This window comes from Pseudomonas sp. IT-196MI5 (genome assembly GCF_949767415.1).
GTDB lineage: Bacteria > Pseudomonadota > Gammaproteobacteria > Pseudomonadales > Pseudomonadaceae > Aquipseudomonas.
Map to the genome: position 1 here is coordinate 66373 of NZ_CATKPZ010000015.1, position 20781 is coordinate 87153.

Consider the following 20781-nt stretch of genomic DNA (forward strand, 5'->3'; position numbering starts at 1 on the left):
TAAAACCGCCCTCGCCTGCTACTGCGGATCGACCTGATCCAGCACGCGGTTCACCGATAGCTCCGCCAAGGCAATCATCTGTTGAACCCCCAGTGCCAAATTGCATTTTGGGCCAGAGAGGATAAACGCCAGTTCACTGGCCATGACACTGGCCGAGGCAAGGGTTTCACAGGCATGAACCAGGAGGGTTTCGTTGTTGACGTTGGGGGCGATGGTGAAGATGGGGTTGGGACGGCGCTCGGCCACTTGGGGCTTGCGAGATGAGGACTCGGAATCGGTGTCTATCTGCGCGTCCGTTTCAGGGGGATTCGGAGTTGGTTTTATCATTGTGAAGCTCCTATGAAGTGAGCCCCTCCCCATCCGCTACCACGCAAAATAGGGAGACGACTGTACACGGGGTGGTAGACCGGTCATAGGAACCCGGCAGGCCGAAGCCTCCCATGCACAGCCGCCACAAAGCAGCCAGCACAAAAAAACGCCCTGAGGCGTTCTGGGTCTATGAAGAAACCGGGCTACCACACCCGTTCGCTGAATTGGCAGCGACGGGCGAAGGTTAGCGAGGTGGGTTGTGAAGTGCAAGCCCCATGGGAGATGGAAAAACTTGAGACTAATGACCGCTTTCAAACCAACAAAAAGTCATCAAAAGCCGGGCGGGACGCTGCATATGTATAGTGGTGGTCAGCGTTCATCTGGTCACTTCGATACCAAAAAAGATGCTGTAAACCGAGTTTGTGAGATCAGCAAAAACCAAGAAACTGAGTTACTGATACACAATAAAGACGGAAAAACTGGAAGCAAAGATGGTCATGAAAAATGATCCATCTCCACCTAAAGGCTAATTGTCATAACCGTCCGGGCAACACACCTTCCTGATGCCATCGCTCAAGGCTCGTTACGCAGTGGTAAGCGTGCGGCGGCGATCATGTGTTTGATCCAGTCGGTCCGGCTCAACGGGCATGATCCGTCTGCTTACCTGAAGGATATTTTAGCGCGCCAGCCGACGCAGCGGGCGAGTGAAATTGACCAGTTGCTGCCGCATAAGTGGCAGCCGGTTTAATCACGCAAGGCGTGATGTCCGGCGCATACGATCAAGCCCGACGTGCCATCAATAGCATCGAGGCGGCCGCGGACAATAAACCAGCACAGCAGCGATTGAAAATCTTCTTACCCCGAGGCTGCGCAAACCAGCGGCGCATATGCAATCCAATGTATGCGTAGATCCCAATGGCAATCCATTCCAACGCCAGAAAAAACAGTCCAAGCAACGTAAACTGAGAACCAATATCTGCCGCCGGGTCAATAAATTGCGGTAGGAACGCGGTAAAAATCAGAATAGCTTTGGGATTACCTGCGGCAACGAGGAACTCCTGCCGTGCCAGCGCCCATAAACCTGCTCGAACTTTTTCTGACTCAGCCTCAGCTTCCGGAACAGCGCCCCATAGCTGATACGCCAAGTAGAATAGGTACGCAGCGCCAACTATTTTGATCCCATAGAAGATCAGTTCTGAGGTTTCCAGCACGACAGCCAAGCCCGCCGACGCGAGTGCAATCATGATCGCGAAAGCCAGCAAGCGACCGGCACCTGCCATACAAGATGTGCGGTATCCATATCTCGTTGCATTGCTGATAGATAGCAAATTGTTAGGTCCAGGCGCCATATTCAGTGCAAAGCACGCTGGCAGGAATAACGCTAACGTCGCATGATCCATATGCATCTCCATAATCATTCTGCGCCAATGCTACATTTGAAGCCCAGGATATGCCATTAGCCGCAGAGCCAATTCAGTGCCGGCCAGCACAGTAGTAGCCACATGCAAAGGTGTGTCCCCCGGACGCTACCATCGACCTAACCATTCAGCCAACATCTCGTTCTGATCCCAACGCTGGGGCGCTGGTGTGTGCGTCATTGAGGTTTGGATTCAGGAGGGTTTGTTGGCCGGACGCTTACCGCCTAACAACGGAAAACGGGATGTACGGATGCTCACGTTGAAACGCCACAGGGAAGACTTGGAATGACTCGAATTATTGAAATCCTGATGTACACCTTAAAGCCAGGATCGGGATTGGATTTTCACCGAATAATGCAGAGTGTAAGTGTTCCGCTTCACCTGGAAGCCGGCATGGATGTCGTTTCTTATGGCAGCTCATTGCATGATTGTGACAGCTATCACCTGATTCGCTCCTATCAAAGCGAGAGCCATCGCCTGGCATCTCAAGATATTTTTTACGCAAGCGCTGCCTGGAAACAGGGCCCGCGAGCAGACATTATCAGTCTCATTGAAGTCAGTACAACGACAGTTATGGCGCTCACTCAAGACGTAATTGAGGTCTTCAGAGCTTCTAGAGCCGAAGCTCGATCCGCATAGCTGACATCGACAAAGGCAGACCCCCGTAGCCTTAAATGCGGGGATCAGGAAGATGTGTGGTAAGCGATCAGCAATCACACCTTCCCAGTTTGCAACGCGTCGTTGGTCGATCCCGCTATCATGCAGGGCGTAGATCACGAATGTAGATAACGCTATGCCAAGATTGTCATTCGCCGTCAGAATTTTGTTCGCATGCTGCCTTTTAATCGCAACCGTTAATCACATCCGTGCAGACGTTTCGTATGGATTGCTCTGGGACTACGGGTACGGGCATAGCACTTACTTGGCCAGCCGTATTTTCTGGGGGGCGCTTACATTTTTTGACCCGCTTGCAGCACTGCTACTTTTCATCAAACCAAGAGCCGGAATCGTGCTGACGGTAGCGATTATTTTGGTCGACGTAACCCATAACACTTATTACGTCGCATTGAAGCAACAGTGGGTGGAGCCGTTCTACCTGTCCCAGGTAGCTTTCCTTATCGTAGTATCCCTACTCTCACCCATCGCTTGGAATGGCCTTATTCGGGACGTAGCGCGCACTGATCCAGTCCGACTGTGATTCGCTCCATCTTCGATCTCACTCGCCCGCTGCGTCGGAAGGCGTGTCCCAGTCAAGCATATTGGTCATCAGAGTGTGGTTTGGAGTGGATTTACAGCGAGCGAAAAGCGTAGCTTACCGATAAATCAGGTGGCGCTGCCGCATATAGCTTGGACTTAATTTCGTCCCCATGTTCTCCGCCCCAAGAACCGCTTGGCGATTACAGCATCCCCGACGCGGCTGGGTTAGGATTCTAGCCCGGTGCAGGTCAGTTTCGTTGCGCAAGGTGTATTGGACGGACGCTTACAAACATAATGCCGATCATGCCTCCAGAATCATTTTCCAGCCCACAAAAAAACCCACTGACCGTCGCCGGTTCAGTGGGCTTTTTTGATCCGGTCTCTAATTACAGAGCCATATCACTCGCAGCATTAGCCTTCGGCGCTTTTACAGCGGTGTCGACAGTCACTGGCTTCACAGCCGGTGCGATCATCGCTGGTGGCGGAGTCAGCTGCAGCACCTTGGCGGTGTAGGCCCACTCTTCAGCGACTTTCTCAGGGCTGGCGTTCAGCTGGGTGCCGTAGCTCGGCACGATCTGGTGCAGCTTGGCCTGCCACTCAGGGGTCGCGACCTTGTCCTTGAACACTTTCTGCAGCACGGTCAGCATGATCGGTGCGGCGGTCGAAGCACCTGGGGAGGCGCCCAGCAGGCCAGCGATGCTGCCGTCTTGCGAAGCGACGATTTCGGTGCCCAGTTTCAGCACGCCACCGGCGGCTTCGTCACGCTTGATGATCTGCACGCGCTGGCCGGCTTGCCACAGACGCCAGTCTTCGGCCTTGGCGTTCGGGAAGTATTCTTTCAGGGCGTTCATGCGGTCTTCGTCAGACAGCATCAACTGGCCTGCCAGGTACTCGACCAGCGGGTATTCCTTGATGCCGACCTTGGTCATTGGCCACACGTTGTGCGTGGTCGTGGTGGTCAGCAGGTCCAGGTACGAACCTTCCTTGAGGAACTTGGTGCTGAAGGTCGCGAACGGGCCAAACAGGATGACGCGCTTGCCGTCCAGCACGCGGGTGTCCAGGTGCGGAACCGACATCGGCGGTGCGCCCACCGAAGCCTTGCCGTAGGCCTTGGCCAGGTGCTGCTCGGCGATGGTCGGGTTATCGGTCACCAGGAACGAGCCGCCTACCGGGAAGCCTGCGTATTCACGGGCTTCAGGAATGCCGGACTTCTGCAGCAGGTGCAGGGCACCGCCGCCGGCGCCGATGAACACGAACTTGGCGTCGGTTTCGGTCTTGCTGCCGTCTTTCAGGTTTTTGTAGCTGACGCGCCAGCTGCCGTCTTCGTTCCTGGTAATGTCCTGCACTTCGCTGGACAGCTTCAGGTCGAACTTCGGCGTGGTTTGCAGGTACGCGACGAACTGGCGGGTGATCTCGCCAAAGTTCATATCGTTGCCGAGCTGGCTCCAGGTGGCCGCGACTTTCTGGTTCGGGTCGCGCCCTTCCATCATCAGCGGCACCCACTGCTTGATCACAGCCGGGTCTTCGGAGTACTGCATGCCGGCGAACAGCGGGCTCGCTTGCAGGGCTTCGTAGCGCTTCTTCAGGAACTTGATGTTGTCATCGCCCCACACGAAGCTCATGTGCGGAGTGGAGTTGATGAACGAACGCGGGTTCTTCAGCACGCCTTGCTGAACCTGCCAGGCCCAGAACTGACGGGAGATCTGGAAGGCTTCGTTGATTTCAACGGCTTTCGCGATCTGGACGTTGCCCTTGTCGTCTTCCGGGGTGTAGTTCAGCTCGGCCAGGGCGGAGTGACCGGTACCGGCGTTGTTCCAGCCGTTGGAGCTTTCCTGGGCGACGCCGTCGAGGCGCTCGACCATTTCCATCGACATGCCAGGTTCCAGCTCATTGAGCCACACACCCAGGGTCGCGCTCATGATGCCGCCGCCAATCAGCAGCACATCGACTTTCTTTGTCTCTTGCGCGTGGACGGAAATCATCCCCATCGACAAAGCCAGCCCCAGCAGGGCCGTGTTCACTTTCTTAAACATCTGTAGCACCTATGATAAAACGCCATCCGCCCTTCCATCCTCACGCGCACAGCCCCATGTTTCACGGCAGTCACGGATGCGGCACTCAAGGATTGCAGGGTGGGCACACAAGGCCGACGAACCGCGTCGCCCCCAGTTTTAATGTCCCTTCTGAACTGACTTTTTATCTTTATTGGCTTCAGCTACTTGAGCGACAGTGATTCCGTCGGCACGTCTTGCGGACATGCAAACTGAATAGGTCAAACCAAGTTGGCGCGCAGAATATCACGTCATGGCAAACCCGCGCGTTATGGATCTGTAGGAGCCGGCTCGCCAGCGAAGGCGGTCTTGAGTCGTGTATTGACCTTTCGGGCGCTTTCGCTGGCAAGCCAGCTCCTACAGGACCGGCGTATACAGGGGCCACGCGTGTAGGGTCTGGCGGTGGGGGACTATACTCATCGGGTTTCCCTGGTGAGGCCTTGAGGAGTTGTCATGAGCGACAAAGACGATCTACGCAAATACTCATCCCACGTCATCGACGGCGTGGAAGCCGCACCGGCACGCGCCATGCTGCGGGCCGTGGGCTTTACCGATGCAGATTTCCATAAGCCGCAGGTCGGCATCGCCTCGACCTGGGCCATGGTCACGCCCTGCAACATGCACATCGACAAGCTGGCGCTCGAAGCCGAAAAAGGCGCGAATGCCGCGGGCGCCAAGGGCGTGATCTTCAACACCATCACCATTTCCGACGGCATCGCCAACGGCACCGAAGGCATGAAGTATTCGCTGGTGTCCCGCGAGGTGATCGCCGACTCCATTGAAGTGGTGGCCGGTTGCGAGGGGTTCGACGGCCTGGTGACCATCGGCGGCTGCGACAAGAACATGCCGGGGTGCCTGATCGGCATGGCGCGGCTCAATCGCCCGTCGATCTTTGTCTATGGCGGCACCATCCAGCCGGGGGCCGGGCATACCGACATCATTTCCGTGTTCGAGGCCGTGGGCCAGCACGCCCGGGGCGACATCAGCGAGATTCAGGTCAAGCAGATCGAGGAAGTGGCGATTCCCGGCCCCGGTTCCTGTGGCGGCATGTACACCGCCAACACCATGGCCTCGGCCATCGAAGCCTTGGGCATGAGTCTGCCCGGTTCCAGCTCCCAGGACGCCATTGGCGGCGACAAGGCCTCGGACAGTTTCCGCGCCGGCCAGCAGGTCATGGAGCTGCTCAAGCTCGACCTCAAGCCACGCGACATCATGACCCGCAAAGCCTTCGAGAATGCCATTCGCGTGGTGATCGCCCTCGCCGGCTCGACCAATGCCGTGCTGCATCTGCTGGCCATGGCCAACGCGGTGGATGTGGAATTGACCCTGGATGACTTCGTCGAGCTGGGCAAGATTTCCCCGGTGGTCGCCGACCTGCGCCCCAGCGGCCAATACATGATGAGCGAGCTGGTGGCCATCGGCGGCATTCAACCATTGATGAAGCGCATGCTCGATGCCGGCATGTTGCACGGCGATGTGCTGACCGTCACCGGCCAGACCCTGGCGGAAAACCTCGCCAGCGTGCCCGACTACCCGGCCGGCCAGGACGTGATCCGGCCGTTCGACCAGCCGATCAAAAAAGACTCCCACCTGGTCATTCTGCGCGGCAACCTCTCGCCGGGCGGTGCCGTGGCCAAGATCACCGGCAAGGAAGGCCTGCGCTTCGAAGGCACGGCCCGGGTCTATCACGGCGAGGAAGGTGCGCTGGCCGGCATTCTCAATGGCGAAGTGCAGCCCGGCGAGGTGATCGTGATCCGCTATGAAGGCCCCAAGGGCGGGCCGGGCATGCGCGAAATGCTCTCGCCGACTTCGGCAGTCATGGGCAAGGGCCTGGGCAAGGAGGTAGCGTTGATCACCGATGGCCGTTTCTCCGGCGGCTCCCACGGTTTCGTGGTCGGTCACATCACGCCGGAAGCCTTTGAGGGCGGGCCGATTGCGCTGGTCGAGAATGGCGACAGGATCATCATTGATGCTGAGACACGGCAGATTACCGTTGATGTGTCTGTCGCGGACCTGGCCGAGCGCAAGAGCCGTTGGGTGCGCCCGGAATCGAAATACAAGCGAGGGGTGCTGGCCAAGTATGCCAAGACCGTGTCCAGTGCTTCGGAGGGGGCTGTGACGGACAAGTATCTGTAGCCTCCGATCTGTAGGAGCTGGCTTGCCAGCGAAGAGGCCCGAAAGACCGATGCATCATTCAAGGCCGCCTTCGCTGGCAAGCCAGCTCCTACAGTGCTCTGCAACCTGACCGCGACAGCTACCCCGCCGAAGCCGTCTGCCCGATCACCTTGCGGTCGTCATCGCTTGTTTTTGCACCCTGCCGCGCAAGGACACCAGCAACAGAGTGGCAAACGCACCGACCACCGCGACGGCCATGTCCTTTTGCGAGTCCCAGGGGTCGTTTTGCGCGCCGACGAAGGCATTCGCCGTGTCATTGCCCAGAAAGGCCCCGCCGAACCACTCCACCAGTTCATACACCGCGGACGTCGACAGCATGACGTTCAGGGTCACGAAAAACAGCCAGAACCCGCGCAGCGAAGTCAGGCGCCACAATACTTCGCGCACCGGATAAGCCAGCAGCAGTCCGTAGCTCAGATGCACCAGTCGATCGTAGTGATTGCGATGAATACCTGACACCTGCTCGAAACTGAAGCCGAACCACGCCAAAGACCAATGATCGTAAGGCACCAGGGAATAGGTGTAGTGGGCACCCAGTTCATGCACGCAGAGAAACGCAAACACCAGCGTGATCGATGTCGACGACAAGCGGAACCAGCGAGAAACCGCCACCAGCGTCCCCACCAGCAACAGCACCAGCAGGTTTTCCAGCGCCCAGTCCACCCGGCTGCGGGGAGAAAAACCCGACACCACGACAATCAGCAGGAATACCACGAGCAATGTCAGGTCGTGCCGTAAACGTTGATTCGGCTGCATGACTGCACTACCTCGAAGTCAGGACATCGCCCTTTTAATTTCGAGACAAGGCCGTCGGGCAAGTTCGCTTTTTTCCTCCATCGCATGATAAGTTGTACGATGACTGATGAATATTCTCCCAGTCGTCGCGCTACCCCTACAACAACAAGGAAATACCCATGAAAAAAGCAAAAGTGCTGTTTGGTTTTTTGTGCCTGTTCAGCGGCTACGTTGCCGCCACCCCGGTTGCCGCGGACAAGGATGTGGCCCAGGCGGTCGATCACCTGACCCAGGCCATGCTGCACAAAGACATCCCGGAGCTGAACGCCTTGACCGCCGAGAACCTGACCTACGGGCATTCCAGCGGCAAGATCCAGGACAAGCAGGCCTTCATCGCCGACATCGAAACCGGCAAAAGCGCGTTCAAGACCCTGGAGATGCAAAACCAGACCATTACCGTCTCGGGCGATGTCGCGCTGGTCCGTCACCACTTCTCGGCGCAAGCGCTCAAAGGCACTGAAGTGGTGCCCACCGAAATCGAGAACTTCCAGATCTGGCAAAAACAGGACGGTAAATGGCTGCTGGTAGGACGACAGGCGTTCAAGTTCTGATGCTCACGTAAGAAGCCGCACCGCCGGACCTGTGGGAGCGAGCTTGCTCGCGATAGCGTCATGCCAGTCGACATTGATGTTGAATGGGCTACCGAATCGCGAGCAAGCTCGCTCCCACAGGGTTTTCGGGTGAATCAACTACCTTTCCACTCCCTGGGACTGAGCCCGGTCTTGCGCCGAAACGCCCGGGCCAGCGCCGAGGGGCTTTCGTAACCGACTTCCTCGGCAATCAACGCAATCGGCCGGCCCTCGCGCAGACGCTTCTGCGCCAGGCTGATGCGCCAGCTCACCAGGTAATCCACCGGCGTCTGCCCGACCACTCGGCGAAAGTGCTCGGCGAAACTGGCCCGCGACATGTTGGCGGCGACCGAGAGTTCGGCCACGCTCCACGCCTTGGCCGGGCTTTCGTGCATCAGGCTCAGGGGCCGCGCCAGCCGTGAATCGGCAAGGCCAGCCATCATGCCCGGTTGCTGGCCAGTGGTGCTCAAGATGTGCCGCAGCAACAGAATCACCAGCAGCTCGAACAGGCGATCCATCACCGCTTCGCGTCCGCACGCACCTTCAAACGCCTCGTTGAACAGCCATTCCAGAGTCCCGGCCAGGGTCGGGATTTCATCGAGCTTGAGCACCAGATAATCCGGCAGCGCCGCCGCCAGGGCATTGCCCGCACCGCCGTCGAAATCCAGGGTCGCGCACACCAGTTGCGTGCCGAAGGCATCAGACGCGAACAGGCGATGTCGATAGGGCCGGGGGAAAAAGATCAGGCTCGGTTCGGTCAATTGCAGATCCGGCTGATCGCCCATCTTGAGCAGCAACTCGCCCGCCTGAAGCAGATGCAAATGGCCGCTGGCCTGTTGGCCGTCGTAGGCGGTGGTGCCGCAAAACGTACCGCTGTGAAAGGTGCCGGCATTGACGCCGAAGTGCGTGAGCAACGTGGACAAGCGATCCATGACAAGGCTCCCGAAGGCGGTTTTGGACGATCTGTCGCATATCCTCGACGATTTGCACCCAACAAGCCAAGCACTGTCTCTAACATCAGCTCCGTACCCAGCGCATACCGCGCTTCACACCACGGAGTATCACCATGACCCGCATTGCCCCGATCAGCATCGAACACGCCACCGACGCCACCCGCCCGCTGCTGGAAGGCGTGCAGAAAAAAATCGGCTTTCTGCCCAACCTCTTCAAAGTATTGGCCCACGCCCCGGCGGTGCTGGCGTCGTACCTGCAAAACTCGGCCGCACTGGGCAAGACATCCCTGAGCGCCACGGAAAAAGAAGCGGTGTTCCTCGCCACCTCCCAGGTCAACGGCTGCGACTACTGCCTGGCGGCCCACACGCTGTTTGCCGGCAAGGCCGGGCTGTCGGGCCAGGACATCCTCAGTGCGCGTCAGGGCGAACTCAACGCTTATGCCACCCTCGCCCGCCAGGTCACCGAAAGCCGTGGCCACCTGACCGTCGAACAGATCGCCGCGGCACGTGCTGCCGGCATCGACGACGGCAAGATCATCGAAGTGATCGCCCACGTGGCTTCGCAGACGTTGACCAACTACCTGAACAACACAGCGCTGACTGACATCGACTTCCCGGCCATCGAAGCCTGAGCCGATCTAACGTAAGTCTTGTCTGAAACAACCTGTGGGAGCGAGCTTGCTCGCGATGACAGAGTGTCAGTCGACATCTTAGGTGTCTGACACACCGCTATCGCGAGCAAGCTCGCTCCCACAGTGATTTTGCTCAAATGACAGATTTGCAATCAGGTATTGGTTTTCAACTTGGTCCACAAGCGCGTGCTGAGGCGTGCGATGGCTGCGGGCAAGTCCTCGACGGTGAACAGCTTGTCCATGACGGTTTTCGGCGGATAGATCGCCAGGTCCTGCTTCACCGCCGGGTCGACGAAGGCATCCGCCGCACTGTTGGGGTTGGCGTAATGGATGCTGTTGCTGATGTTGGCAATCACCTTCGGCTCCAGCAGGTAGTTCATGTAGGCGTAGCCGTTCTTTTCGTGCGGCGCGTTCTTGGGCATGACCACCATGTCCAGCCACAAGGTGGAACCTTCGTCCGGGATCGAGTAGGCAATGTCGATCCCGTTTTTCGCCTCCTTTGCACTGGCGGCGGCTTGCACGATGTCACCGTTGAAACCGATCACCGCGCAGACGTTGCCGTTGGCCAGGTCGCTGATGTACTTGGAGGCGTGGAAATACTGCACGTAAGGCCGGATCTTCAGCAGCGCCTGCTCGGCTTTCTTGTAGTCGGCAGGCTCATGGCTGTGGGGCGGCAGGCCCAGGTAGTTGAGCGTGATCGGCAGGATCTGCGTCGGGTTGTCGATGATCGCCACGCCGCACTCGCTGAGCTTCTTGATGTTGTTCTCGTCGAAAAACAGGCTCCAGGAATGGGTGACGTCGGTATTGCCGAAGATCGCCCTGATCTTCTCGACGTTGTAGCCGATGCCCGCCGTCCCCCACATGTACGGATAGCCGTACTGGTTGCCCGGGTCGTTGACCTCTAGTTTCTTCATCAACGCCGGGTCGAGGTTTTTCCAGTTGGGCAATTGGCTCCTGTCGAGTTTCTGGATCGCACCGGCCTTGATCAGGCGCGACAGAAAGTGGTTCGACGGGCTGACCACGTCATAACCGGTGTTGCCGGTCATCAGCTTCGATTCCAGTACTTCGTTGCTGTCGTGGATGTCGTAGGTCGCCTTGATCCCGGTGTCCTTGTTGAAGTTGACCAGGGTGTCGTCGGCGATGTAGCCGTTCCAGTTGGAAATATTGACGGTTTCGTCGGCATGAGTGGCGGCGGAAAAGGTCGAGATAAGGACCACAAGGGAAAGCGTATTGACGCGCATGTTGAATCACCTTCGATGGGAAGTGCTTTGTTCTTGTTGTGAAGCGGGTGTTGTCAGATTTCGCTTCTGGCCCGGACCGTTTCCACGCGCATACGCAGCATGGCACCGATGTCGAGCAACGGCTTGGGCGGCAGCCAGCCGGGCTGCGCCCGTTCAATGACCGAGCGCAGCAGCGGTGAATCAAGGCCCGAGGCCAGTTCCGCGAGCAAGCGGCCCCACAGCGTGCCGCGCGCCACTCCCGAACCATTGCACCCGGCCACGGCGAACACGCCCTCCTCGACCTTGGCGAAGTACGGTTGCCCGGAGCGCGAAGCGCTGAGATGCCCGGTCCAGGTGTATTCGATGTCCTGCTCGCCGAGCATCGGGAAACGCCGTTGCAACCCCAGCACATGGTGTTGGCGACGAGTCGACAATTCGCTCAATGACAGATCCCGCGAGCGGTATTCCGCAGTGTTGCGGATCATCACCCGGCGATCCGGCGTCAGGCGCACCGTGGCGCCCAGTGGTCGGGTCGACAGCACGCCCCAGGGCTCTGGCGCACCCAGGGCTTGAAACTCTTGATCGCTGAGGGGCCGCGTGAGGCTGGCGCTGAGTTCCATTGCAAATGTGCCGCTGTCGTCGATGCCCGCGCGAGGGATAAAGGCGTTCAGGCAGACCAATACTTGTTTGGCCTCGACGCAGCCGTTTTGGCCCCGGGCGCGAATTCGGCCGTCGCTCAGGCGCTCAAGACCTGTGATATCGGTGTTCTCATAGACCGTCACTTTCGGCGGCAAGGCATCGAGCAAGCCCTTCACATACTCCGCCGGTTGCAGCAGCGCATTGCCGTTACCGCACCAGATCGCGGCGCGGTAGTGCCGGCTGCCGAGTTTCTCGATCAATGGCTCGCCTTGCAGGAACTGCGCGCTGGCGCCAACAGCTTGCAGAGTCTGCAACTTGGCCTCGACGTGGGTCAGCTTGTGTGGATCGCTGACAGCGAAGAAATAGCCCGACTCCCTGAAGTCGCATTCGATGCCATGGCGGGTAATCTGCTTGCGGACCTCGTCGGCGGCTGCGCGGCCGATAGCCGTATCCACTTGATACCCGGCGAACCCGTCGCTGCCCGTCAACTCGCCAGCGGCGGGATGCTCATGGGCCACCACAAACCCGGAGTTGCGCGCCGATGCCCCTTGTGCAGCCCGCTGGCGGTCAACGACCACAATGCGCGCCTGGGGGTGCATTTGCGCAAGGGCGTGCGCCGCACTGAGGCCGGTGATGCCGGCACCGATCACCAGCCAGTCGGCCTGTTGCGTGCCCTTGAGCGGCTCACGCAGGGGTGAACTCCCCGCTTGCGCAATCCAGCCACAGATATTTTCCATGTGTCACCTCAGGTTCTTGTTCTGCGAACCGTTTCGATCCAAAGCAGTACTGCATGCAGGATTTGCATAAATGGTTTTCGAAGACGGTGGCGATGACTAGAATCTAAAGGCTCCAAACACGGGCAACCAACGTTATTAAATCATCGAGGCATTCTGAAAACGCATGGACAAGATTCGCCACGTGCCCTCTCTGCAGGGCTTGCAGGCCTTGGTGGAAGTCGCCGCCTCGGGCAGCTTCACCCAGGCAGCGCAAAAGCTTTGCCTGACGCAAAGTGCGGTGAGCCGGCAGATCCAGCAGCTGGAAAGTCACTTCGGTGTCGCCCTGTTCGTGCGCAGCAGCCGCAGCCTGCAATTGACCGCAGAGGGCGAACAGGTACTTACCAGCGCCCGCAGCATCCTCGAACAGTTGCGCACCCTCGAAGACCGGCTCGCGCCACAAAAACGCCCGTTCCGCATTCGTATGCACGTATCGTTGGCGGTGCGCTGGCTTTTGCCCAAGCTGAGTGACTTCTACCGGCATCACCCGGACGTATCCCTGGCAATTGAAACCGTGGCCACCGAAGTAGTGGAGCCGGCCAGTGACAGCGACGCCTACATTCTCTATTTACCTGAACCGTCCACAGCGCCCGATTGTCTGACCCTGTTCGAAGAAGCGTTGGTTCCAGTGTGTGCACCGGGCCTGGGTAGCCCGGACCAGCCATTGGCGGCGTTGGAAGATTTGCCGGGGTACGCCTTGCTGCACCGCTCAAGCGACCAGAATGACTGGCAGGTCTGGCTGTCAGCCAATGGTGGCAGGTCGTTGCAGGATTACCGGCACATCCCCTTCAACCTCGACGAACTGGCACTCGATGCCGCCGCGCGGGGCCTGGGGGTGGCGATGACCGACATGACCCTGGCGGGCGAGTCGATCCAGCGCGGCGAGCTGGTGATCCCGTTCGGTGAGCCGTTGAAGACCCGAGGAATTTACTCGCTGTGTCTGCAACCTTCGGCGGCATCGCATCCGGCCTGCGCACCCGTCATGCAATGGTTCACCGCGCAAACCACAACGCAGTCCGTCAAGTAAGCCCCAGAACCTGTGGGAGCGAGCTCGCTCCCACAGGAGTTGCACATTCGCAGGACTCAATCATCCTCATGCAACTTGATGCCGCGTTTATGCAGCACATGGGGCACCACCAACACCAGCAGCGTCAGGGCAAGGAAGAACGCCGAGATCGGTTGCGTGACGAACACCATCCAGTCGCCCTGGCTGATGGACAAGGCGTTACGCAGTTGTTTCTCGGCCATCGGCCCCAGCAGCATGCCGACGATCACCGGGGCGACGGGGAAGTCGAAACGGCGCATCAGCACCCCGCCCCAGCCAATGGCCAACATCAGGATCAGGTCGAAGGATGAGTGGCGCATGCCATACACACCGATGGTCGCGAACACGAGGATGCCCGCGTTCAGGTACGGCCGGGGGATTTGCAGCAGCTTGACCCACAACCCTACCAGCGGCAGGTTCAACACCAACAAAATCACGTTGCCGATATACAGCGAGGCCACCAGCGTCCAGACCAGGTCGGCGGAGGTTTCGAACAGCATCGGCCCCGGTTGCAGGTTGTAGTTCTGGAACGCCGCCAACAGGATCGCAGCGGTGGCGGACGTCGGGATGCCCAGGGTCAGCAACGGCACCAGGGACCCGGTCGCGCTGGCATTGTTCGCCGCTTCCGGGCCGGCGACGCCTTCGATGGCACCCTCGCCCTTGTTGGCGGAAAACTCCTTGGGGTACTTGCTGAGTTTGCGTTCGGTGGAATAGGACAGGAAGGTCGGAATCTCGGCGCCACCGGCCGGAATCGAACCGAACGGAAAACCGATCAGCGTGCCCCGCAGCCATGCAGGCACCGAGCGTTTCCAGTCGGCGCGGGTCATCCACAACGAGGTCAGGCGATGCCGTCCTTCGTTTGATTCGGTTTGATAGAGCAAGCTGTACAGGGCTTCGCCGACTGCAAACAACCCGACCGCCACCAGCACCACCTCGATACCGTCCACCAGTTCGGGAACGCCCAAGGTGTAGCGGGCAATGCCCGAGGTCGAGTCCAGCCCGATCAAGCCGATGGTCAACCCGACGCCCAGCGAAGCGAACCCGCGCAGCATCGAAGCGCCGAGCACCGCCGACACGGTGGTGAACGACAACACCAGGATCGCGAAGTATTCGGTCGGGCCGAAATTCAGCGCCAGCCTGGCCACGATGGGTGCAAACAGCGTCAACAAAATCGTGGCGATGGTGCCGGCGACGAATGAGCCTATCGCCGCCGTTGCCAGCGCAGGTCCTGCCCGGCCGTTACGCGCCATCAGGTTGCCTTCCAGGGCCGTGACCATGGACGACGACTCGCCGGGAGTGTTGAGCAGGATCGAGGTGGTGGAGCCGCCGAACTGCGCGCCGTAATAGATACCGGCGAACATGATCAGCGCGCCAGTGGGGTCGACCTTGGCGGTGATCGGCAACAGCAGCGCCACCGTCAGCGCCGGACCGATCCCCGGCAACACGCCGATGGCGGTGCCGAGCAGGCAGCCGATGAACCCCCACATCAGATTGATCGGCGTCAGCGCCGCGGCAAAACCCATCGCCAGGCTTGAAAGAATGTCCACCGTGTCGATCTCCCTTCAAAGCCAGATGTTGATCAGCGACGGCAGGGAAACCCCCAGTCCGGCGTTGAACAGCCAGTAGATCGGCAGGGTCAAGGCAATGCCGATGGCCAGGTCCCGCAGCGGATGGCGGCTGCCGAAACCCCGCGCCGAACAGGCAAACAGCAACCCGGCGGCCAGCACGAAACCGATCAGATTGATCAGCACCGCCACCCCGACAAGCCCCGCGGTCACCCAGGCCGCACCGGCTTTTCCACCGGGCACCGTGGCGGTGTCGTTATCCAGCTCGCGAAAACCGCCGCTGATGGCCTGATACCCCAGCAGCAGCCCCACTGCACCCAGAAACGCCGCCACGACATAGGGATAAACGTACGCCGGGAGGATGACGAAACCCATTTCCGGCGGAAAACGGTAGGCCCCCATCGCCAACACGACGCTGATGGCGATCAGGCCGATGCCGACGGCCAATTGCGTCGGCACCACTGTACGTAGTGTGGCCATTTCAAATCAGCCCGACCTTGACCAGCATGGCGTGCAACCGTACATGTTCTTCCTCGACGAATTTGCCGAACTCATCGCCGGTCAGCACGCTGGGCGTCCAGGCGTTGGTCTGGATATTGTCCTGCCAGACCTTGCTGTTGGTGGCGGCCACCACCGCGTCGATCACCTCTTTACGCTGCTGCGGGGTGAGGCCCGCTGCACCGTAAACGCCGCGCCAGTTGCCGATCGTCACGTCATAGCCGCTCTCCTTGAGGGTCGGTGCATCAATGCCGGGAACCCGCTCTGGCGCACCGATGGCCAGGACACGGAACTGACCGGTCTTGATGTATTGGCCCAGCTCGGCGTAACCGCCGGTGATCACCTTGAGCTGGCCGCCCAGCGCCTGGGCAACCACCTCGCCACCGCCACCAAAGGCCACGTAGTTGACCTTGTTGACCGGCACGTCCAGCTTGCCCGCCAGCTCGGCGATGCCGATGTGATCCACCGAGCCCTTGGAGCCGCCGCCCCAAGTGATGCTTGTCGGATTGGCCTTGAACGCCTTGATCAGGTCATCGAGGGTCTTGAACTCAGATTCCTTGCGCACGGCGATCACGTTGTACTCGGTGAACAGCCGGGCAATCGGCGTCACATCCTTCAGGCTGATCTGCGGTTTGTTCTGTTCGATGCCCGCGACCATGATCGCGCCGACCACCAGCAAGGCGTTCGGGTCACCCTTGGTGCTGTTGGCAAATTGTGCCAGGCCCAGGGTTCCGCCCGCGCCGCCCTTGTTCTCGAAGGTGACGGCTTTGGCCGTATTGGCTTCGACCATGGCCTTGCCCAGCACCCGGGCGGTCTGGTCGTAACCACCGCCCACTGAACCCGGGGCCATGAATTTCACGGTATCCAGCGCAAAGGCGGGTGCGACCAGCACGGCAGCGGTCAAACCGGCGGCCACGCAGCGACTGAAACGACGGATCAAAGCGGACATGGGCATCTCCTGATTGCATTGTTTTTATAGGTGCCGATTGGCCATCGAGGTGCTCGATGAACATGGGCCTGCGAACAAGCTTAGGCCATGGAGTCGTGGGTTGATCTGTTTTAAAGCGCTGCACCCCCCTGTAGGAGCGAGCTCGCTCGCGATGGTCGCGAACGATTACGCGTGTTACCTGAATAAACCCGGCGCCTTTACATCCTTCGCGAGCAAGCTCGCTCCTACAGGGTTCGCGGTGTTCCGACCGGTGTTTGATTACAACTTTGTCATCAAGCTGTTGGTCGGCTGTCCGGATCGCCTCGTTAACCTGAACTCTGTCAGGCCAGCCACCGGCTACATGAGTCACGCCCAGGCAAAAACCCGCCGAGGCGCTTGCGACAAAACAATGCTCTAGAGTGCGTGTCATGACCTAACCTCATTGGCTAAGTGACTAACAACCCGTCGAGTTCGCCGATGTGCAATGTCTTGAAGTCAATGATCTGCGTCGCCTTCGCGCTTCTGGCGGCCAGCCCGGGATGGCTGTTGGCGGCGCCCATGGCCGACACCCTTGCCCCCGCCCCCGCAACCCCGGTCATCAGCATCGCCGACAGCGAATTGCTGGGGGTGCAGAATCAACTGAACAGCCTCAAGCAGCAGGTTTCCCAGGCCAGCAATTACACCCAGCTGGAAAGCTCACAGGATCTGGTGCAAGTACTGATTCAGGATATTGAACGCCTGTCCACTTCGCTGTTGCCCGGACAGGCGCAGTTGCAGGCGCAACTCAACGTGCTGGGGCCGGTGCCGCTCGACGAGAACGCCTTGGTGACGTCTGCCATTACCACCCAACGAGACGCCCTCGGCGAGCAAAAAAACAAGCTCGATAGCCAGCTCAAAACCCTGGCCGCTCTGAAAACAAGTGCCGCCGAACTGATCACCCAGATTGGCAGTATTCGGCGTAGCCTGATCGAAGCAGAAGTGACCCAGCAAACCAGCAGTATCCTGAACCCGGGATTCTGGTCGCCATTGTTCGCTCTTCCGATCGAGGACCGCCAGCGTTTCAGCACCCTCATCGAGCAACTGGAGGCCACGCACCGGGCCGTCTGGCAACCCGGACAACGCGGGATCACGGCCGCCCTGCTGATCCTGGCCCTGGCCATCTGGACCGTGGGGCGAAAACTCGCCGGCCGGGCCCTGGCATGGTTGTGCATCCATCGAATGCCTGAAGGCCGGTTGCGGCGCAGCTCCCTTGCGCTGGCATCGGTAGTGGCGACGGTACTGACCGCCGGCATCGCCCTGCAACTGCTGCATGTTGCCGGGACCCACCAACTGCCCTACACCCCACTGCTGAACGATCTGGCGCAGTACCTGGAAAAGCTGGCCTATACCTGCGTGCTGATCACCGGGTTGAGTCGCGCATTGCTATCGACCAAACATCCTTCATGGCGCCTGCCCGATATCGCCGATCCGGTGGCGCTGGCGATGGAACCCTATCCAAGGTTGCTGGCAAGCCTGCTGCTGGTGCTGGTGACCCTGGTGCAGATGAGCAATGTCACCGGCATGAGCGCCGAAGTGGTGCTGTTCGGTCGGGGCATCGTGGCGTTGGTCGCGGCACTGGTGATCGGCGCGTTGCTGTTGCGCGTCAGCAAGACGCGCCGAGACCTGATAGTGGCCGGAGAGACTCCCGAAGGCGTCACCACCTTCGCCGGACTGATTTATACGTTTACCGGCTTTGCCGTGGTGGTGTCCCTGTTCGCCCTGGTGATCGGCTACGTGACGATGGCCCGGTTCATCACCTATGAATTGGTCTGGATATTCATCATCTTCGCCGCTTTCTACCTGCTCACACAGGTTTACCAGGACACCTGCGACTACGTTTTTTCGCCCCGGCAACCCGCCGGCAAGGCCATCAAACAGCTGCTGGGCATCGGCAATCCGCGCCTGGAGCAGATCTGCACCGTGTTTTCCGGCGCAGGCCGCGCCATCCTGATACTGATCGGCGTCATCGCGTTGTTTGTCGGTGGGATCGGTACGACGCTCGGGCAGTTGGTCACCGGCACTGTGGCCATACTCGGCGGTGAAGGGCTGCGCAAGCTGAACATCGTCCCGGACAATTTGATGCATGCCCTCCTGACACTGATGATCGGTGTCTACCTGATACGCACGCTACGCCGCTGGCTGGATAGCGAGTTCCTGCCGAAAACCGAGATGGACCCTGGCATGTGCGCCTCGCTGAGCACCCTGTTCGCCAACATCGGCTACGTGTCCGTCGTCCTGCTCACGCTGGCGTCGCTGGGGATCAAGTGGACCAACCTCGCCTGGATCGTCAGTGCCCTGTCAGTGGGCATCGGCTTCGGCCTTCAGGAGATCGTGAAGAATTTCATCTCCGGCCTGATCCTGCTGACCGAGCGCCCGGTGAAGGTCGGCGACCTGATCAGCATCAGCGGCGTGGAAGGCGACATTCGCCGAATCAACGTGCGGGCCACGGAAATACAACTGGCCGACCGCTCGATCATGATCGTGCCCAACTCGCACCTGATTTCGCAGAACCTGCGCAACGTCACCCTCGGCGGCAGCGCCCAGGGCGTAGTGATACTCGAACTGATGTTCCCGCTGAACATCGACCCTGAGCAGGTGCAAAACCTGCTGCACGATACCTTCACCGAACACGAATCCATTCTCGATAAACCGGTGCCGTTCTTGCGTTTCAGTCAGCTGAAACCTGAAGGCATCACCTTGACCATCACCGGTTATGTCGGCAGCCCACGCACCGTCGGCGCGATCAAAAGCGAGCTGCTGTTTGAAATCCTCAAGCGGCTGGGTGCCGCTGGCATTGAACTGGCGAAACCGCCTGCCGTGTGAGGCGCAACCGCATGTGGCAGCGGGAGGCACGCGCAGTCGGTGATGCCGGGTAAAAACCGGCTCCACCCCACCGTTAACCTTCTGTTGCCCTATCCTTTCATCCAAGCCATCACGCCGGACATCGACCATGTCAGCCCCCGAATCCACCCTCCTCGACAGCTGGCACCACAACGCCCGAGCCTGGATCGACGCCATCCGCAGCGGCACCATCGAAAGCCGCCTCAAGGTCACCAACCAGGCCATCCTGCTGGCGGTGCTGGGCCGCCAGCCCGAGCGTGTGCTCGACCTGGGTTGCGGCGAAGGCTGGTTGTTGCGCGCATTGGCTGATCGGGCCATTGACGCGGTGGGTGTGGATGGCGACGTGACGCTGGTGGAGGCGGCGCGAGCGGCGGGTTCGTCGAAGGTGCATGTGGCGAGCTATGAAGCGTTGGCCGAAGTGAAAGTCGACATTGGCCGCGACTACGACCTGATCTGCGCCAACTTTGCCCTGCTGCATCAGGACATCATCCCCCTGCTCGCTGCCATGAACGCCCTGCTCGCCCCAGGTGGCGCGCTGGTGATCCAGACGTTACATCCGTGGACGGCTGCGGCGGGCGACTATCAGGATGGCTGGCGGGAAGAGACCTTCGCCGGCTTCAAGGGGCAGTGGCAGCCCATGCCGTGGTATTTCCGCACCCTGCCCAGCTGGCTCAATGCGCTGGACATGGCCGGTTTCGCACTGGCCGGACTGCAGGAACCACAGCACCCGCAAAGCCCCGTGCCGCAGTCGTTGTTGTTGGTGGCCGAACCACGGCTATAGGAGCGGCGGTGCGGCGATCCGGCTTGCCCGCGATGAGGCCGGCACATTCAACATCGATGTCGCCTGACACTCCGCCTTCGCGAGCAGGCTCGCTCCCACAGGTTCAGTGGCCGTACGCACAATCTGCGAACTACCCAAATCATTGTGGGAGCGGGCTTGCCCGCGAAGAGGCCGGCACATTCAACATCGATGTCGCCTGACACTCCGCCTTCGCGAGCAGGCTCGCTCCCACAGGTTCAGTGGCCGTACGCACAATCTGCGAACCACCCAAATCATTGTGGGAGCGAGCTTGCCCGCGACGAGGCCGGCACATTCAACATCGATGTCGCCTGACACTCCGCCTTCGCGAGCAG

18 protein-coding genes and 1 pseudogene are annotated in these 20781 nt (G+C 59.7%); 9 read left to right on the forward strand and 10 right to left on the reverse strand.

All coding sequences use genetic code 11. The features are described from left to right. Positions 1–18: 18 nt before the first annotated feature. The gene (locus tag ACM6IK_RS12710) at positions 19–327 is read right to left on the reverse strand and encodes a DUF6124 family protein (protein ID WP_414874611.1); all 309 of its coding nucleotides are present in this window, start codon (positions 325–327) and stop codon (positions 19–21) included. 283 nt (positions 328–610) lie between these two features. On the opposite strand from ACM6IK_RS12710, the gene ACM6IK_RS12715 reads away from it, so the two are divergent. Together ACM6IK_RS12715 and ACM6IK_RS12720 are read left to right on the forward strand one after the other, a co-directional pair. Beyond that, positions 611–817, forward strand: coding sequence for a DUF2188 domain-containing protein (locus ACM6IK_RS12715; protein WP_414874612.1), 207 nt, complete (start codon positions 611–613; stop codon positions 815–817). A gap of 69 nt (positions 818–886) precedes the next feature. Continuing rightward, positions 887–1057 (forward strand): annotated as a pseudogene (locus ACM6IK_RS12720) (transposase domain-containing protein); the annotation flags it as partial. A 31-nt stretch (positions 1058–1088) separates the two neighbouring features. Here the strand turns inward: ACM6IK_RS12720 and ACM6IK_RS12725 are convergent. Continuing rightward, positions 1089–1709: a LysE family translocator gene (locus ACM6IK_RS12725; RefSeq protein ID WP_414874613.1), complete on the reverse strand. Its 621-nt coding sequence runs from the start codon at positions 1707–1709 to the stop codon at positions 1089–1091. A gap of 303 nt (positions 1710–2012) precedes the next feature. Here ACM6IK_RS12725 and ACM6IK_RS12730 point away from each other — a divergent pair, with 303 nt between their 5' ends. Continuing rightward, positions 2013–2366, forward strand: a complete 354-nt coding sequence (locus tag ACM6IK_RS12730) for an NIPSNAP family protein (protein WP_414874614.1) — start codon at positions 2013–2015, stop codon at positions 2364–2366. 944 nt (positions 2367–3310) lie between these two features. Here the strand turns inward: ACM6IK_RS12730 and mqo are convergent. Next, entirely contained in the window at positions 3311–4957 is a 1647-nt protein-coding gene (gene mqo / locus ACM6IK_RS12735) for a malate dehydrogenase (quinone) (protein WP_414874615.1), read from the reverse strand. A gap of 471 nt (positions 4958–5428) precedes the next feature. On the opposite strand from mqo, the gene ilvD reads away from it, so the two are divergent. Continuing rightward, entirely contained in the window at positions 5429–7111 is a 1683-nt protein-coding gene (gene ilvD / locus ACM6IK_RS12740) for a dihydroxy-acid dehydratase (RefSeq protein ID WP_414874616.1), read from the forward strand. Positions 7112–7255: 144 nt separating this feature from the next. On the opposite strand, the gene ACM6IK_RS12745 is transcribed toward ilvD, so the two are convergent. After that, the gene (locus ACM6IK_RS12745) at positions 7256–7906 is read right to left on the reverse strand and encodes a DUF2238 domain-containing protein (protein WP_414874617.1); all 651 of its coding nucleotides are present in this window, start codon (positions 7904–7906) and stop codon (positions 7256–7258) included. Positions 7907–8064: 158 nt separating this feature from the next. Between ACM6IK_RS12745 and ACM6IK_RS12750 the strand changes: the two genes are divergently transcribed. Further along, positions 8065–8496 (forward strand): nuclear transport factor 2 family protein, encoded by a 432-nt coding sequence (locus ACM6IK_RS12750; RefSeq protein ID WP_414874618.1) that lies wholly within the window; start codon positions 8065–8067, stop codon positions 8494–8496. Positions 8497–8630: 134 nt separating this feature from the next. Here ACM6IK_RS12750 and ACM6IK_RS12755 read toward each other — a convergent pair whose 3' ends face one another. Next, positions 8631–9446, reverse strand: a complete 816-nt coding sequence (locus tag ACM6IK_RS12755; protein WP_414874619.1) for a cupin domain-containing protein — start codon at positions 9444–9446, stop codon at positions 8631–8633. Between the two features lie 134 nt (positions 9447–9580). Here ACM6IK_RS12755 and ACM6IK_RS12760 point away from each other — a divergent pair, with 134 nt between their 5' ends. Further along, positions 9581–10099, forward strand: coding sequence for a carboxymuconolactone decarboxylase family protein (locus tag ACM6IK_RS12760; protein WP_414874620.1), 519 nt, complete (start codon positions 9581–9583; stop codon positions 10097–10099). A 152-nt stretch (positions 10100–10251) separates the two neighbouring features. On the opposite strand, the gene ACM6IK_RS12765 is transcribed toward ACM6IK_RS12760, so the two are convergent. Continuing rightward, positions 10252–11340, reverse strand: coding sequence for a polyamine ABC transporter substrate-binding protein (locus ACM6IK_RS12765; RefSeq protein ID WP_414874621.1), 1089 nt, complete (start codon positions 11338–11340; stop codon positions 10252–10254). Between the two features lie 53 nt (positions 11341–11393). Continuing rightward, positions 11394–12695, reverse strand: coding sequence for an NAD(P)/FAD-dependent oxidoreductase (locus ACM6IK_RS12770; protein WP_414874622.1), 1302 nt, complete (start codon positions 12693–12695; stop codon positions 11394–11396). 163 nt (positions 12696–12858) lie between these two features. Here ACM6IK_RS12770 and ACM6IK_RS12775 point away from each other — a divergent pair, with 163 nt between their 5' ends. Beyond that, positions 12859–13758: a LysR substrate-binding domain-containing protein gene (locus ACM6IK_RS12775; protein WP_414874623.1), complete on the forward strand. Its 900-nt coding sequence runs from the start codon at positions 12859–12861 to the stop codon at positions 13756–13758. A 56-nt stretch (positions 13759–13814) separates the two neighbouring features. Here the strand turns inward: ACM6IK_RS12775 and ACM6IK_RS12780 are convergent, their stop codons facing one another. Genes ACM6IK_RS12780 through ACM6IK_RS12790 form a run of 3 tightly spaced genes read right to left on the reverse strand, consistent with a single transcriptional unit; the run spans position 13815 to position 16788 of the window. Then, positions 13815–15323 carry a tripartite tricarboxylate transporter permease gene (locus ACM6IK_RS12780; RefSeq protein ID WP_218432857.1) on the reverse strand — a complete coding sequence of 503 codons (1509 nt, stop codon included), beginning with the start codon at positions 15321–15323 and terminating at the stop codon, positions 13815–13817. Positions 15324–15338: 15 nt separating this feature from the next. After that, positions 15339–15821 carry a tripartite tricarboxylate transporter TctB family protein gene (locus ACM6IK_RS12785; RefSeq protein ID WP_414874624.1) on the reverse strand — a complete coding sequence of 161 codons (483 nt, stop codon included), beginning with the start codon at positions 15819–15821 and terminating at the stop codon, positions 15339–15341. A 1-nt stretch (position 15822) separates the two neighbouring features. Continuing rightward, complete coding sequence (locus ACM6IK_RS12790) at positions 15823–16788, reverse strand: Bug family tripartite tricarboxylate transporter substrate binding protein (RefSeq protein ID WP_414874625.1); 966 nt, start codon at positions 16786–16788, stop codon at positions 15823–15825. Positions 16789–17325: 537 nt separating this feature from the next. On the opposite strand from ACM6IK_RS12790, the gene ACM6IK_RS12795 reads away from it, so the two are divergent. Together ACM6IK_RS12795 and ACM6IK_RS12800 are read left to right on the forward strand one after the other, a co-directional pair. Beyond that, positions 17326–19629: a DUF3772 domain-containing protein gene (locus ACM6IK_RS12795; RefSeq protein WP_414874626.1), complete on the forward strand. Its 2304-nt coding sequence runs from the start codon at positions 17326–17328 to the stop codon at positions 19627–19629. 127 nt (positions 19630–19756) lie between these two features. After that, on the forward strand, positions 19757–20428 hold the full coding sequence (locus ACM6IK_RS12800) for a class I SAM-dependent methyltransferase (RefSeq protein ID WP_414874627.1): 672 nt from the start codon (positions 19757–19759) through the stop codon (positions 20426–20428). Positions 20429–20781: the final 353 nt, after the last annotated feature.